This window comes from Nesterenkonia marinintestina, from assembly GCF_025420485.1.
Taxonomy (GTDB): Bacteria; Actinomycetota; Actinomycetes; order Actinomycetales; family Micrococcaceae; genus Nesterenkonia; species Nesterenkonia marinintestina.
In genome coordinates this window covers 82,377-96,479 of the sequence record NZ_JAOEFD010000011.1, presented here as the reverse complement: position 1 = coordinate 96,479, position 14,103 = coordinate 82,377, and the positions used below count along the sequence as shown (strand labels likewise).

At 71.4% G+C, this 14,103-nt stretch carries 14 protein-coding genes and 1 pseudogene; 5 read left to right on the top strand and 10 right to left on the bottom strand.

What is annotated here, in order from left to right; all coding sequences use genetic code 11:
* Positions 1 to 182: 182 nt before the first annotated feature.
* The 4 genes from rpsN to N7E59_RS09590 all read right to left on the bottom strand — a co-directional run bounded on the left by rpsN (position 183) and on the right by N7E59_RS09590 (position 1,547).
* Positions 183 to 488, bottom strand: coding sequence for a 30S ribosomal protein S14 (gene rpsN, locus N7E59_RS09605; protein WP_261624710.1), 306 nt, complete (start codon positions 486 to 488; stop codon positions 183 to 185).
* Between the two features lie 2 nt (positions 489 to 490).
* Positions 491 to 658 (bottom strand): 50S ribosomal protein L33, encoded by a 168-nt coding sequence (gene rpmG, locus N7E59_RS09600; protein WP_022872124.1) that lies wholly within the window; start codon positions 656 to 658, stop codon positions 491 to 493.
* Entirely contained in the window at positions 658 to 894 is a 237-nt protein-coding gene (rpmB, locus tag N7E59_RS09595) for a 50S ribosomal protein L28 (RefSeq protein ID WP_261624709.1), read from the bottom strand. The genes rpmG and rpmB overlap by 1 nt, the downstream gene beginning before the upstream one ends.
* A gap of 386 nt (positions 895 to 1,280) precedes the next feature.
* The gene (locus tag N7E59_RS09590) at positions 1,281 to 1,547 is read right to left on the bottom strand and encodes a hypothetical protein (protein ID WP_261624708.1); all 267 of its coding nucleotides are present in this window, start codon (positions 1,545 to 1,547) and stop codon (positions 1,281 to 1,283) included.
* On the opposite strand from N7E59_RS09590, the pseudogene N7E59_RS09585 reads away from it, so the two are divergent.
* Positions 1,465 to 2,454: pseudogene (locus N7E59_RS09585) on the top strand (DMT family transporter); the annotation flags it as partial. The gene N7E59_RS09590 and the pseudogene N7E59_RS09585 overlap by 83 nt on opposite strands.
* A 55-nt stretch (positions 2,455 to 2,509) precedes the next feature.
* On the opposite strand, the gene N7E59_RS09580 reads toward N7E59_RS09585, so the two are convergent.
* Positions 2,510 to 5,494, bottom strand: coding sequence for an FAD-binding and (Fe-S)-binding domain-containing protein (locus N7E59_RS09580; RefSeq protein WP_261624707.1), 2,985 nt, complete (start codon positions 5,492 to 5,494; stop codon positions 2,510 to 2,512).
* 95 nt (positions 5,495 to 5,589) lie between these two features.
* The gene (locus N7E59_RS09575) at positions 5,590 to 6,123 is read right to left on the bottom strand and encodes a DUF3830 family protein (RefSeq protein ID WP_261624706.1); all 534 of its coding nucleotides are present in this window, start codon (positions 6,121 to 6,123) and stop codon (positions 5,590 to 5,592) included.
* A 152-nt stretch (positions 6,124 to 6,275) separates the two neighbouring features.
* Between N7E59_RS09575 and N7E59_RS09570 the strand changes: the two genes are divergently transcribed.
* A complete protein-coding gene (locus N7E59_RS09570; protein WP_261624705.1) occupies positions 6,276 to 7,100 on the top strand; it encodes a maleate cis-trans isomerase family protein in 825 nt (274 codons plus the stop codon).
* A complete protein-coding gene (locus N7E59_RS09565) occupies positions 7,097 to 7,906 on the top strand; it encodes a maleate cis-trans isomerase family protein (protein WP_261624704.1) in 810 nt (269 codons plus the stop codon). The genes N7E59_RS09570 and N7E59_RS09565 overlap by 4 nt, the downstream gene beginning before the upstream one ends.
* 60 nt (positions 7,907 to 7,966) lie before the next feature.
* On the opposite strand, the gene N7E59_RS09560 is transcribed toward N7E59_RS09565, so the two are convergent.
* The 3 genes from N7E59_RS09560 to N7E59_RS09550 form a co-directional block, all read right to left on the bottom strand.
* Positions 7,967 to 9,385, bottom strand: a complete 1,419-nt coding sequence (locus N7E59_RS09560) for an amidase (protein WP_261624703.1) — start codon at positions 9,383 to 9,385, stop codon at positions 7,967 to 7,969.
* 26 nt (positions 9,386 to 9,411) lie between these two features.
* Positions 9,412 to 10,389 carry a D-2-hydroxyacid dehydrogenase gene (locus N7E59_RS09555; protein WP_261624702.1) on the bottom strand — a complete coding sequence of 326 codons (978 nt, stop codon included), beginning with the start codon at positions 10,387 to 10,389 and terminating at the stop codon, positions 9,412 to 9,414.
* Positions 10,390 to 10,480: 91 nt separating this feature from the next.
* Positions 10,481 to 10,993, bottom strand: coding sequence for a ferritin (locus N7E59_RS09550; protein ID WP_261624701.1), 513 nt, complete (start codon positions 10,991 to 10,993; stop codon positions 10,481 to 10,483).
* 178 nt (positions 10,994 to 11,171) lie between these two features.
* On the opposite strand from N7E59_RS09550, the gene N7E59_RS09545 reads away from it, so the two are divergent.
* A complete protein-coding gene (locus N7E59_RS09545; protein WP_261624700.1) occupies positions 11,172 to 12,173 on the top strand; it encodes an aldo/keto reductase family protein in 1,002 nt (333 codons plus the stop codon).
* A gap of 133 nt (positions 12,174 to 12,306) precedes the next feature.
* Positions 12,307 to 13,614 (top strand): hypothetical protein, encoded by a 1,308-nt coding sequence (locus N7E59_RS09540; RefSeq protein WP_261624699.1) that lies wholly within the window; start codon positions 12,307 to 12,309, stop codon positions 13,612 to 13,614.
* Positions 13,615 to 13,641: 27 nt separating this feature from the next.
* Here the strand turns inward: N7E59_RS09540 and N7E59_RS09535 are convergent, their stop codons facing one another.
* Entirely contained in the window at positions 13,642 to 14,094 is a 453-nt protein-coding gene (locus tag N7E59_RS09535; RefSeq protein ID WP_261624698.1) for a DoxX family membrane protein, read from the bottom strand.
* Between the last annotated feature and the right edge of the window lie 9 nt (positions 14,095 to 14,103).

Genomic DNA, 14,103 nt, shown 5'->3' with positions numbered 1-14,103 from the left:
TGGGGGTTCCGGGGCGCCCAACGTCACCGAATCCCGGTTCTGGGCGACGCGGAACGCCCAACCGATGGGGTGGATGGGGTAGGTGGGGTGGGTGGGGGTGGAGACACGACGAGGGCGGGTCCTCCGTGTGGGAGGACCCGCCCTCGTGCTGAGGCGTCATGCGGCTCGGCGGCCGCCCGCGATCACCAGGAGGACTTGGTGATGCCGGGCAGCTCGCCGCGGTGCGCCATGTCGCGGAAGCGGATACGGCTGATGCCGAACTTCCGGAAGGTGCCGCGGGGACGACCGTCGATCGAGTCGCGGTCACGCACGCGGACCGGCGAGGCGTCGCGGGGCAGCTTCTGCAGGCCCACGCGGGCGGCCTCGCGCTCCTCGTCGGAGGCGTTCGGGTCGATCAGGGTCTTCTTCAGCTGCGCGCGCTTCTCGGCGTAGCGCTCGACGATGACCTTGCGCTGCTCGTTCTTCGCGATCTTGGACTTCTTGGCCATGATCAGCGCTCCTCTCGGAAGTCGACGTGCTTACGGACGACCGGGTCGTACTTCTTCAGCACGATGCGGTCAGGGTTGTTGCGGCGGTTCTTGCGGGTCACGTAGGTGAACCCGGTGCCGGCCGTCGACTTCAGCTTGATGATGGGACGTACGTCCTTGTCCTTGGCCATTAGAGCTTCTCACCCTTCTGAATCAGCTCGGCGACGACGACGTCGATGCCGCGCACGTCGATGGTCTTGATGCCCTTGGTGGACAGGGACAGCGTCACGTGGCGTCCCAGCGAGGGCACCCAGTAGCGCTTCTTCTGGATGTTCGGGTCGAACCGACGCTTGGTGCGGCGGTGCGAGTGGGAGATGTTGTGGCCGAACTGCGGCCCCACTCCGGTTACCTGGCATCGTGCTGCCATGATCACTCCTCCAACATAAGTACGTAGTACGGGCAGAACCCGCGAGCACACACGCCGCAGGGGCATGTGCAGTCGTTGAGCCGAGTCCCGCCACCAGTTGTGACACCGTTCGCTACTTACGAGGACGGACCAGGCTGGGTGAGATCCAACCGAAGTGCCTTCTCACGCGGATGAAAGACGGTGGTGCTGAACGTGCGGTGCGCTGGAATCCAGGCTTCACATCCACCGGGCTGCTTCTCTGCGCCGCACTCCGACGCCCGCCGTGTCGACACGCGCAGAAGCACAGCACAGCCCGGCTGCGACTGTCCATGGTAGCGGGAATCCGCGACCGGCTGCAACGCGGGGGCCCGGGAGACCTCCGTCACCCGGTCGCTCACCCCTGTCGCTCACCTGGTCGCCTCGCGCCACCCCTCGTGGAACAGGGCGCGGACCGGGTCCCGGTTCAGCCCCTCCTCGTCGACCGGATCGCTGAGGGTGACCACCACGTGGTCACCGTCCTGCTCGACCCTGTCCACCTGGAAGACGAAGCCTTCGGCCCCGCGCAGCAGATGCTCCCCGGTGAAGCCGTCGATGATCGAGGTGGGGTGCTCCTCCTCCTTGATCAGGGTGGAGCCCTGCGTGGTGAGCCGCATCGTGAGGTGGAACGTCGCCATGACCATCAACTCCTCTGTGACCCAGCTTACTCTGCTCGACGCTGTGGGGCGGCGGAGGGCGCAGATGGGGGATGATCGTCCCATGGCGGAGATGGAGCAGACCTCGCGCCCCGACCTGCGCGCGGGGATCGCTGTGACCCTGACCGTGCTGATGTGGGCCTCGTCCTTCGTCATCATGCGCGGCGCCGCCCCGTTCCTCTCCCCGGGACCGCTGACGCTGCTGCGCCTGGCTGCGGCCACCCTCGCCCTGGGCGTGCTGCTGGCCGTGCTGATCGCGACGGGCCGCATCCGGCTGCGACCGGTCGGGCGGCGGGCGCTGGTGCTCCTGGTCCTCTACGGGGTCAGCTGGTTCGCGGTCTACACGATCGTCCTGGCCTTCGCCACGCGCCACCTCGACGCCGGGACCTCCGCGATGCTGGTGAACCTGGCGCCGATCCTCGTCGCCGCGGCGGCCGGCCTGCTCTTCGGCGAAGGCTGGCCGCGCAGCCTGTTCGTCGGCATGGGGGTGGCACTGGGCGGAGTGGTCCTGATCAGCGTCGCCGGCGGTGTGGGGCAGGTGTCGATGCTCGGCGTCTGCCTGGCCCTGCTCGCCGCGGTCCTCTACGCCGGGGGCATGCTGCTGCAGCGGTGGGTCCTCGACGAGGTCGACCCGCTGACCACGGTCTTCGCCGGATGCGCCTCCGGGACCCTGGTCTGCCTGCCCTACCTCGGTCAGCTGGGCACCGAGCTCCCCGACGCACCGGTCTCCGCCGTGGCCGGCGCGGTGTTCATGGGTGTGGGCGCCACCGCGGCCGGCTTCAGCCTCTGGGCGTTCGCGCAGACGCGGATGCGGACCGGACGGCTCGCCGCGAGCTCGCTGGCCGTCCCGGCGGTCGCCCTGCTGCTCTCGGCCGTGTTCCTGGCGGAGGTGCCGCCGGTGCTCGCCGTGGTCGGCGGCGTGCTGTGCCTGATCGGAGTGGGGATCACCCGGTTCGCGCCGCGTCGGCCGACCGTTCCCCGACCCGGCCCGTCGACCGGGCGGCGAACAGCTCCGCCAGATGCAGGGTCTGCACATCGGCGAGGTCGTCGAGCTGGATCCGGCATGACATCCCGTCGGCGAGGATGACCGTCTCCGGCCGCCGGCCGCGCGCCTCCCGGACGGCCGGCAGCAGTGCGGTCTCCGCGACCGCCACGGACATCTCGTAGTGCCCCTTCTCCACGCCGAAGTTCCCGGCCAGGCCGCAGCAGCCCGGCACCGCCTGCACCGAGGCCCCAGCGCGCCTGAGCAGCGCCTCGTCCTCGGCCCATCCGACGATGGAGCGCTGGTGGCAGTGCGGCTGGGCGACGACGTCGACGCCGGTCAGGTCCGGCAGCCGGACCCGTCCCTCGGCCGCGAGCGCGGTGACGACCTCGGCGAAGGACCGCACTCCGGCGGCCACCTCGGCGGCCTCGGGCCGGTCGGAGAGCTCGAGCAGGTCGCTGCGCAGGGTCGCCAGGCAGGAGGGCTCCAGCGCCATCACCGGCGCGGTGGAGGTCACATAGGGGTGCAGGGTCTCCACGGTCTGCTCGGAGAGGCGGCGCGCCTGGTCCAGCTGGCCGGTGGTGATCCACGGCAGCCCGCAGCACCCCTTCTCCCCCACCAGGGCGACGGTCAGTCCCTGAGAGCGGAGGAACTCGATCGCGGCGAGTCCGGACTGCGGGAAGAAGTGGTCGGTGAAGGAGTCCGCCCAGATCCACACGTCGGGGACCTCGGGGGCGCTCTCGCCCCGTGAGTGCCCGGCGGACACTCCGGCACGCTTCGCCGCCCGCCTCAGGGTGCGCACGGCGAACTGCGGAACCGAGCGCCGCGGATCGATCCCCGCGGTCCACTTGGCCGCGGCGGCGGCCGGGGGGATGCGCATCAGGGCGTTGAGCAGCGGCGCGAGGGGCGCGGCCATCCGGGCCCACATCGGCAGCCGGCCCAGCAGGTAGTGCGACCGCGGGCGGATCCGACGACGACGTCGCCCCTCCCCCAACGGTGCACCGTCGGCGTCGACGCCGACGTCGTAGGTCTGGTAGAGCGCCTCGGCCTTATAGGCGGCCATATCGACACCGGCCGGGCAGTCGGAGGCGCAGCCCTTGCAGGACAGGCACAGGTCCAGGGCCTCGTGCACCGCCGGGTCCGAGAGACCCTTCACCAGGGTGCCGTCCATGGCCTCCTGCAGGACCCGGGCTCGGCCGCGGGTGGAGTCCTTCTCCTCGCGGCTGGCGAGGTAGGAGGGGCACATGACTCCGGTCGTCTTCGGTGCGACGCATCGTCCGACCCCGGAGCAGCGGTGGGCGGCGGCGGCGAAGTCGCCGTCGTCGTGGATCATCCGCAGCCCCGGCCACGGCAGCTCGCGGGTGGGCTGGGTGGGACGGATGTCGGCGGTGTGCGGGACCGGGTCGACGATGATCCCGGGGTTCAGCAGGTTCTGCGGGTCGCAGATCTCCTTGGCCGCGGAGAACAGGTCCAGCGACTTCGCGTCGTACATCATCGGCAGCAGCTCGGAGCGGACCCGGCCGTCGCCGTGCTCGCCGGAGAGCGACCCGCCGAATGCCGCCAGTTCGGAGGCGCAGGTGCGCATGAACTCGGCGAAGACCCCGGTGCTGCCCGGCTCGCCGTGGCGGAAGGGGAAGTCGATGCGGCAGTGGATGCAGCCGTCGCCGAAGTGTCCGTACGGGTAGCCCTGCAGGCCGAACTCCGCCATCAGCCGCTCGAAGATCCGCATCCACTCGCCCAGGTGCTCCGGGGGCACCGCGCTGTCCTCCCAGCCCGAGTGGGCGGGGGTCTCCAGGCTGATGCCCGCCAGCCCGGCGCCGTCCTCGCGGATCCGCCAGAGGGCCGCGGCCTCGGCCGCGTCGTCGACGTAGCGGGTGCCCACGGCCTCGGAGACCCGCTCGACGTCGGAGAGCACCCCGGCCGCGTCGGCTCCTGTGGCCTCGACGAACAGCCAGGAGGAGCCCTCCGGCAGGTCGGGGACCTTCTTGCCGGCCCCGCGGACCAGGGCGACCAGCCGGGAGTCCATGCCCTCGCAGGCGATGAGTCGTCCCGGTGCGGCCTGCAGCAGGGCGGGCACCGCATCGGCGGCCTCGGCCACCGAGGGGTAGCCCAGCACCAGCAGCATGCGCTGCGGGTCGTCGGCGACGAGGCGGACCTCGGCCTCGAGCAGCGTCCCGAGGGTCCCCTCCGTGCCGGCGAGGAACCGTTCGACGCGGCCTCGGTTCTCCGGGAGCAGGTGTTCGAGGGAGTAGCCGCTGATCTGGCGGCCGAAGCGGCCGAAGTGGGTGCGGATGTGCCCCAGCTCCCCGCCGGCCAGGTCCAGCAGCCGTCGCCCGGTGGTGCCGGGGCCGTGCTCGGAGCCCTGCTCGGATCCGTAGCCGGGCCCGAATCCGGCGACCTCCCCGTTGCCGAAGAGCACCTTGGTCGAGACCACGTTGTCCGAGCTGCGGCCGTACCCCAGGGCGCGGGAGCCGCAGGCGTTGTTGCCGATCATCCCGCCGATGGTGCAGCGGGAGTGGGTCGAGGGGTCGGGGCCGAAGCGGAGCCCGAACGGTGCGGCGGCCCGCTGCAGGTCGGCGTGGACCACACCGGGGTCGACGCGGGCGATGCCGCGCTCCGGGTCGATCTCGTGGATGGTGCGCAGATCGCGGGTGTCGACGACGATGCCCTCGCCCACGGCGTTGCCGGCGATGGAGGTCCCGGCTCCGCGCATCGTCACCGGCACCGCGAGGGTGCGGGACACCTCATGGACGGCCTGCAGCTCGTCGACGTGCTGGGGTCGGGCCACGACCTGCGGCACCACGCGGTAGAGGCTCGCATCGGAGGAGTACATGCCCCGGTCCAGGGCGGAGTCCGAGACGCGGGAGACCCCGGCGGCGGTCAGGGCCGCGGCGAGGTCGGCGGCGTCGGAAGCGGACGGAGCATCGGGGCGGACGGTCGCGGTCACGGCGTCGCTTCCTCTCTCACCGGCCGTGGGCGATGCCCGAGGGGGCCGGAGCGGTCGGGTCCGGTGGCCACCACCCTAGTGCACCGGAGGGTGGCTCACGCCTCGAGGCGGGAGAAGCGCAGGGTCTCGCCCCGGGCCCCGTCCATCCAGATGGACTGACAGGCCTCGGCCATCTCGTCGAGCCCCTCGACCACGGTGCCGAAGACGTTGCCGGGGATCCAGCCCTGGTCGCCGTTGATCAGCAGGTTGTTGCGCCCGTAGAACAGGGCCAGGTCGATCACCGGGCGCGGGGCCTCCGGTTCGGACCCGGTCGTCTGCGGGGAGTCCAGTACCGCCGAGGGGTCGTAGCCGTAGGCGGCGGTCCCCAGCATGTCGGTGTCGAACTCGAAGTAGCACAGGTCGCCGGGGATCGGGGTGACGGTGGTGTTCTCGGGGCCGGGCTCAGCGGGGGCGAACGCGGGGAGCAGCGTGTAGATCTCGTTGCGGGCGTACTTGCCGTGGAAGACCTGGTCCCCCTGGGGCAGCGCGTCCCAGACGGCGCGGCACGTCCGCGGCGCCTGCTCGTCCAGCAGACGGGCGGTGCAGCGGATGCCTCGAGAGGTCAGTTCGACGACGATGTGACGTGCCACGGGTCCTCCTCGGGACGGGCTTCGGGCGGGTCCTCCGGAGGGTTCTCCGGGCGATCCGGGTCCACTACCATGGGTCCGACCATCAGCAGTCTAGGAGATCGGTCCCCTGTCGGGCCGCTCCGACTCCCCTCCGTGCTGAGAGGAGGGCCGGCATGTCCGACGCCTTCCCCCTGATCGAGTCCCCCAGCAGATCCGACGGCAGATCCGACCGCAGGTCCGACGGACCCGGCGCGACCCCCACCGTCGGTGTGGTCGCCCCCTATGACATGGCCCTGGACGGTGAGCTGCGCCGGTTCTCCCGCGACGCGGACGGCCGCGAGCAGCTCGACATGCTGTTCACCCGCACCCGATTCGAGGAGCTCGCCGTCAGCGACGCCCAGGCGCTGGCCCTCGGCGACGCCGGCGTGCTGGCCGAGGCGGTGCGCTCCCTGATCGCCGTCGACGTCGAACAGTTCCTCTACGCCTGCACCTCCGGCAGCTTCGCCCACGGGCTGGCGGGCGAACGTCGACTCGCGGCCGAGCTCGCCGACATCGGCGGGGCACCGCTGCTGACGACCTCGGGCGCCCTGCTGGAGGCGGTCCGTGCGGCGGGCGGGCGGAGGATCGCCACGGCGACCCCGTACGATGCGGAGATCACCGCGCGGTTCGCGGCCTACTTCGCCGAGGCGGGCTTCGAACAGGTCAGCTCGGGACATCTGAACCTCGCCGGTCGGATCTGGACGGTCCCGTACGACCGCACCGCCGATCTGGTGCGCGAGGCGGACTCGCCCGCCGCCGACATGGTGGTCGTCTCCTGCACGAACCTGCCCACCTACGGGCTGCTGGACGCCCTGTCCGAGGAGCTGGGCAAGCCGGTGGTCTCGGCGAACCAGGCCTCGGTGTGGGCGGTGCTCCACCGCGCGGGCCTCCCCTACTGCGGTCCGGGGGCCGCACTGCGGGACCCCGCGGAGCCGTCGAGGCAGGGGGTCCCGGCATGAGCGCCGCCGCACCCCGGGTGGGGATCCTCTACCCCGGATACGCCGCCGAGGACGACTATCCCCGCTTCGAGGAGGCGGTGGCGCCTCGGGTGCGGCTGCACCTGGTGCACACCACCATCGGCGTCGACGAACACACCCCCGAGGCCCTGACCGAGACCGGGTCCCCGGCGCGGCTGGCCGAGGGGGCGGACCGGCTGCCCGTCGGGTCGGGGGTCGGGCCGGACGGCGCCGAAGACGCAGACGGCGCGGAGGACGCGGAGGGCGTGGAGGGCGTGGAGTCGGTGATGTGGGCGTGCACCTCCGGCAGCTTCGTCTTCGGCCCCCGCGGCGCCCACCGGCAGGTGGAGGCCCTGGCCGACCACACCGGGCTGCCGACCTCGTCGACGTCGTTGGCGTTCGTCCACGCCCTGGACCACCTGGGGGTCCGTCGGGTGGCGGTGGCCGCCTCCTATCCCGACCGCCTGGCGGCCCACTTCCGGGACTTCCTCGCCGGGTTCGACGTGGACGCGGTGGGCTTCCGGACCCAGGGCATCTTCACCGCCGCGGAGGTGGGCGAGCTCAGCACCGACGCCTTGGTGGAGATGGTGCGGGCGGCGGACCGCCCCGAGGCGGAGGCGATGCTGGTCCCGGACACCGCGATGCACACCCTGGGCCGCCTGGAGGTGCTCACCGAGGCGCTGGGCAAGCCGGTGCTCACCGCGAACCAGGTCACCGTCTGGGAGGGCATCCGGCTGGCCGTGGACTCGGTGGCCGGACGGCACGCACCCATGGTCCCCGAGCTCGGCGTGCTGGATCCCTCCCGCTGAGCCGAGGGCACAGGAGCGTCACGGCGACGTCCTGGGCCCGCGCCCGGACGGGCAGGCCGGTCACCGACCCGGCTGCGGGGGACGCACGAACTGCTCCCCGGAGGCGACCTCGTAGGCCCGGCAGGCCCGGAGCACGGTGGCGTCGTCGTGACGACGACCCACGATCTGCAGCCCGACGGGCAGGCCCGCCGAGGTCAGGCCGCAGGGCACCGAGGCCGCCGGCTGCTGAGTCATGTTGAACGGGTAGGTGTAGGGCGTCCAGCTGGTCCACAGGTCGGAGCGCCAGCCCTCGGGCGACTGCCGCTCGGTGGTGAACGAGGTGATCGGCATCGTGGGGGTGAGCAGCAGGTCGTAGGTCTGGTGGAACTCGCCCATCGCCGCGCCCATCGCCTGGCGCAGCGCCGTGGCGGCCAGCTCCTGCATCACGGTGTCGCCGCGGTGCTCCTCGACCCCGTTGCGCAGGGCCGGGTCCACGATGTCCAGGGCCTCCTGGCCGTAGGGCTCCAGGACCTTCGCCGCGGCGGTGAACCACAGGACGTGGAAGTCCTCGATCGGGTCGGTGAACGGCGGGTCCACCTCCTCGACCTCGGCACCGGCCTCGGCCAGGGCGTGGACGGCCTGCTCCACGAGGCGCTCCACCTCAGGGTCGTTGGTGCCGTAGCCCATGTCGCGGGAGAAGGCCATGCGCAGTCCGGCCACACCGTCGCCGAGCCCGTCGACGAAGGAGGTCCGCGGGGTGGGCAGCGCACACCAGTCGCGCGGGTCGTAGCCGGTGATCACGTCCATCAGGATCGCCGCATCGGTGACCGTGCGGGTCATGGGACCGGCGTGGGCGAGGGTGCCGTAGGGCGGCGTCGGATACATGGGCACCAGCCCGGCGGTGGGCTTCAGCGCGAACGTCCCGGTGAAGGAGGCCGGGATGCGCACCGAACCGCCGGCGTCGGTCCCCACCGTCCAGGGGCCCATCCCCGCACCGACGGCGGCGGCCGCCCCGCCGGAGGACCCTCCGGCGTGGGTGCTCGTGTCGTAGGGGCTCGCGGTGGCGCCGTAGCGCGGCGAGTCGGTGGTGCCCTTCCAGGCGAACTCCGGGGTGGTGGTCTTGCCGAACAGGACCGCGCCGGCCTCCCGCAGGCGGGCCACGGCCGGGGCGTCGACCTCCCACGGGCCGTCCTCGGGGATGAGCCGGGACCCGCGCAGGGTGGGCCAGCCCTTGGTGAGGAACACGTCCTTCATCGACGTCGGCACACCGTCGGCGGGGCCCAGGGGAGCCCCGTCCTGGTACCGCTGGGCCGATTCGCGGGCGGAGGCCAGGGCGGACTCCTCATCGACCAGCACGAAGGCGTTGAGCGCCTCGTCGCGCTCGGAGACGCGCTGCAGGGCGGCTTCGGTCGCCTCCACGGGGCTGAAGTCTCCGGCCCGGTATCCGGCGGAGAGCTCGGCGGCAGTCAGATCGGCGAGGGTGGTGGGACGGGTGGACATGGTGGTGCCTCCTCACATGCGCGCCTTCAGTGTCGGGGGACGTAGCCCTTCCGCTTGTCGACGACGTTTCTCAGGTCATCTCCCGCCGTCCAGCGGCGGGCGTTGTCGAGGAACTGCTCGGCCAGCGCGTCGCGCCATCCGACGACGTCGCCGGACATGTGGGCCGAGATCAGCACATCCTCTCGTCCCCAGAGCGGGGAGTCCTGCGGCAGGGGCTCCTCCTCGAACACGTCGAGGCTGGCGAACCCGAGGGGGCCGTCGTCGAGGGCGGCGACCAGCGCCGCCTCGTCCACCGACTCCCCCCGTCCGATGTTGATCAGGTGGGAGTCCGGCCTCATCGCCGCCAGCACCTCGGCGTCGATGAGTCCTTCGGTCTGCGCGGTGAGCGGCGCGGCGTTGACCACGACGTCGGCGCGGTCCACGTGCTGGGCGAGGTCGTCGCTGGCGATGACCTCGCCGAAGTCGGCGTCCTGCTCCCGCGCCGTGCGACCGGCGCCGAAGACCTCCATGCCGACCGCGCGCAGCAGCCGGGCGATCTCCCGCCCGATGGCTCCGGTGCCGATGACCAGGGCCGTCAGGCCCTGGACGCGCTGGGTCTCGCGGTGCTCCCAGTGACGCTGGTGCTGGAACCGCAGGCTGCGCGGGAAGTCCTTGGCGCGGGAGAAGACCGCCCCGAGCACGAACTCGGCGATGGGTCGGTCGAAGGTGCCCTGGGCGTTGGTGACGACGACGTCGGAGTCGACGAGCTCGTCGAACAGCAGCGAGTCCACTCCGGCGGCGGCCACGTGGATCCACTCGAGCTCATCGGCCGAGCCCCAGGCGTCGGAGACCGCGCGGGAGAAGAAGTCCCACAGCAGCAGCCCCCGGGCACCGCGCAGGTCCTCGGCGAGCGAGTCCGCGGTGGTGCATCGGATCTCGGCGACGTCGTCGAGTGAGGAGAGTCCCGCCGGCCGCGAGCCGTCGTCGGGGCAGAGCACCGTGATGACGGGCTTCTGCACTGTCATGCTCACCTCCGCGGGGGTCTACGGCGTGCGGGTCGCATCATGTTATGCGGGTCACAGAATGGGTGTCAAAGGGGCTGGCCGGAGGGCCTCCTCAGGCCTCCGTGCCGCCGGATTCGCGGGCGCCGAGCTCCGAGTCGAGGTTGAGCAGTCCGGTGCCGTCGTCGCCGATCAGCTTCACCTTGTCGATGATCTCGTCGACCATCGCCTCCTCTTCGAGCTGCTCGTCGATGAACCAGCTCAGCAGCGGCCGGGAGTCGATGTCCCCCTCCTGCTCGGAGAGCCGGTACAGGTTGCGGATGGCCTCGGAGACCTTCTGCTCGTGGGCCAGCGAGGCCTCGAAGGCCTCCAGGACGTTCGAGGCCCGCACGCTCATCTCCGGGATCGAGCGGATGCGCGGGTGGGCCCCGCGGTCGGCCATGTGGTCGATGAACTTGTTCGCGTGCACGACCTCCTCGTCGGCCTGGGCGCGGAACCACGAGGCCAGGCCGGGCATGCCCAGCACGTCCATCTCGATGCCGAGCTGCCGGTAGGTCAGCGCCGCCTCCAGCTCGAGGGTGACCTGCTCGTTGAACGCCTCTTCGAGCTTCCCGTTCAGCTGTGCCATGACTCGGATCGTCTCCTTCTCCTGCGGCCGCCCGCAGGTGGTCCTGTGCAGATGGTGCGCCTCATCCCTCCGGTGCCACACTAGCGAGCCGACGGCGCGCTGACCACGCAGGACAGGCTGGCCTCAGCAGACCTCGGAGCCCTGTCCCGCGGGGTGCGGGGACCACTAGGCTGTCCCCATGGAGCACCGTCACCTCGGCCGAAGCGGCCTGAAGATCTCGGAGATCACCTACGGCAACTGGCTGACCCACGGGTCCCAGGTGGAGAACGACGTGGCGCGCAGCTGTGTGCGCGCCGCCCTGGACGCCGGGATCACGACCTTCGACACCGCCGACACCTACGCCAACACCGTGGCCGAATCCGTGCTCGGCGAGGCGCTGGCCGATCAGCGGCGCGAGTCGCTGGAGATCTTCACCAAGGTGTACTTCCCCACCGGTCCGAAGGGCCCCAACGACACCGGGCTCTCGCGCAAGCACATCATGGAGTCCGTCGACGCCTCGCTGAAGCGGCTGGGCACCGACTACGTCGACCTCTACCAGGCCCACCGCTTCGACCACGCCACGCCGCTGGAGGAGACGATGCAGGCCTTCGCCGACATCGTCCGCTCCGGGCGGGCCCACTACATCGGGGTGAGCGAGTGGACCGCCGAGCAGATCAGCCGCGGCCACGCCCTCGCCCAGGAGATGGGTTTCCAGCTCATCTCCAACCAGCCGGAGTACAACGTGCTCTACCGGGTGATCGAAGGAGAGGTCGTGCCCACCTGTGAGGACCTGGGGCTCTCGCAGATCGTGTGGTCGCCCATGGCGCAGGGCGTGCTGACCGGGAAGTACCGCCCGGGCCAGCCGCTGCCCGAAGGATCTCGTGCGACGAACGACGAGGGCGCTCGGATGATCGAGCGCTACCTCGACGACGAGCTGCTCGAGGGCGTCCAGAAGCTCTCGACCATCGCCGAGGACAACGGAATGACCATGGCCCAGCTGGCGATCGCCTGGGTGCTGCAGAACGGCAACGTCGCCTCGGCGATCGTCGGGGCCTCCCGGCCCGAGCAGATCACCTCGAACGTCGCCGCCGCGGGAGTGGTGCTCGACGAGTCGACCATGGAGGGGATCGATGCGGTGATCGGCCACTTCGCCGAGACCGACCCGTCGCTGGACCGCACTCCGGAGCATCGCCTGACCTGAGCCTCGACGGGACACCGTCACGCCGGCGTCAGGCCCGCCTGACGCCGGCATCACTCCGACATCACCCCTGGTCAGCGCGGTGTGAGACATGCCACGATGCATCCTGCGCCTAATTGTGATCCAATTGTGACCTGTGAGTGATGCGCAGTTCGCGGCGCATCGCCATGATCTGAAGCAGGTCGAGAGGGACATCGGGGGCGCCCAGGACATGACGGACACCAGGCTCGGACGACGCCGCACGGGGACGCTGCTCGCCTCTGCGGTCGCGGCGGCGGGCATCAGCGTGTCCCTGGCCTCACCGGCGATCGCCGTGCCCGACCCCGACTCCCCGACCGTCAGCGTGACACCCACCGAGGGGAGCACCCCGGAGGAGCCTACGGAGTCGCCGACCCCCGAGCAGCTCTCCCCTCAGCAGGGGGATTCGACGGAGGAGCTGGATACCGAGTACTCCCCCTCGCAGGACGACTCCTCCTCCAGCCCCATGGAGACCCACCCCGAGTCGGGCGGCCCGGAAGGGACCGAGCACGAGGGCCAGCAGGGTTCAGGCGACGGACTGGGCGGCGAGACCACCAGCCCATCGCAGACCCCGACCGAACAGTCCCCCACGCCCACCCCACGGACCGAAGAGGGACCGCCCGCCCCGCAGGATCAGACGAGCCCTACTGCCCCGGAGGCCCCGGCCGACCGGCCGCCGGCAGAGGGCCAGCCGGAGGGCCAGCCCGAGGACCCGGACGCCGAGGGTGGCGTCAGCGGCTCCGACGTGGGCGAAGATCCCGGCGCTCTGACCTGCACCGCGCAGAGCAGCCCCATGCTGAGCCCCGGGGACCGTGCCACCATCACGCTGGTGTCCGACTCCTCCTCCGCGCAGGTGACCTTCTCCGACGGCTCCGCCTCCAAGACCACCATTCACCGCGTCCAGGCCTCGCTCGCCGAGGCCGGAAACGGAGCCCATACGCTGACCCTCGAGGTCCCGGACCACGTCGCGCAGACCGTCGACGACGGCGTGCAGGTGCTGGTCTCCGACGGCGAGCGGACCGCGACCTGCCACGCCAGCTTCACCCTGCTCAGCGGCGGCACCGACCCGCAGGCCGCCGACGTCGCCGCCGACCAGCGGTCGGAGGATGAGGACGACCAGGTCGACGCAGACGAGGACGGCACGGACGAGGCGGACGACGGGGAGTCCGAGCGCACTCCGCAGCCGACGGAGCGTGACGACGAGGCTGAGGACGACGCCGACGAGCCCGCCGAGGACGAGACCTCGGCCTCACCGGCGTCCTCCGCGGAGGAGAGCCCGTCGGAGTCGGTCGAGGCTGAGGGAGCCGTGCCTACTGAGGAGATCACGGAGACCGGGGCGTCGAACCTCGTCATCGGCTCCGCAGTGATGGTCGTGCTGCTGGGCGCCGGGGCCCTGGTGATGGCCCGCCGCCACCGCATGCAGTGAGCGGACCGGCCTCTGTGATCAGCCGGATCAGCGGCGCAGCGCCCGCCGCAGCGGTGCGTCGGCGCTGATCCCGCCGGCGCCGGTGAGCATCAGGACGAGGCCCAGCACGGCGAGCAGGACGCTGAACTCGAGCGGATTGCCGATGAGCAGCAGCATCTGGTCCCGGCTCTCCTGGATGCTGATCAGCGTTCCGACCCCCAGGACCATGAGCACCGCGTCGGCTCCGGCGAGCAGCGCGAGGACGGCTGCGGCCAGACGGGTGAGCAGGCCCAGGCAGAGCATCGCGCCGCCGACGATCTCCACATAGGGCAGCGCCGGCCCGATGTACTCGGCCAGCGGCACTCCGAGGGCGTCGACGTGGGCTTCGGAGCCCTCGGTGCCGATCCATGACGCCTTGCGCAGACCGGACATGAGCAGGAAGATGCCTGCGGCCAGGCGCAGCAGCAGGAGTCCCAGATCGGCACTGAAGGGCTGTCTCATGCCTACACT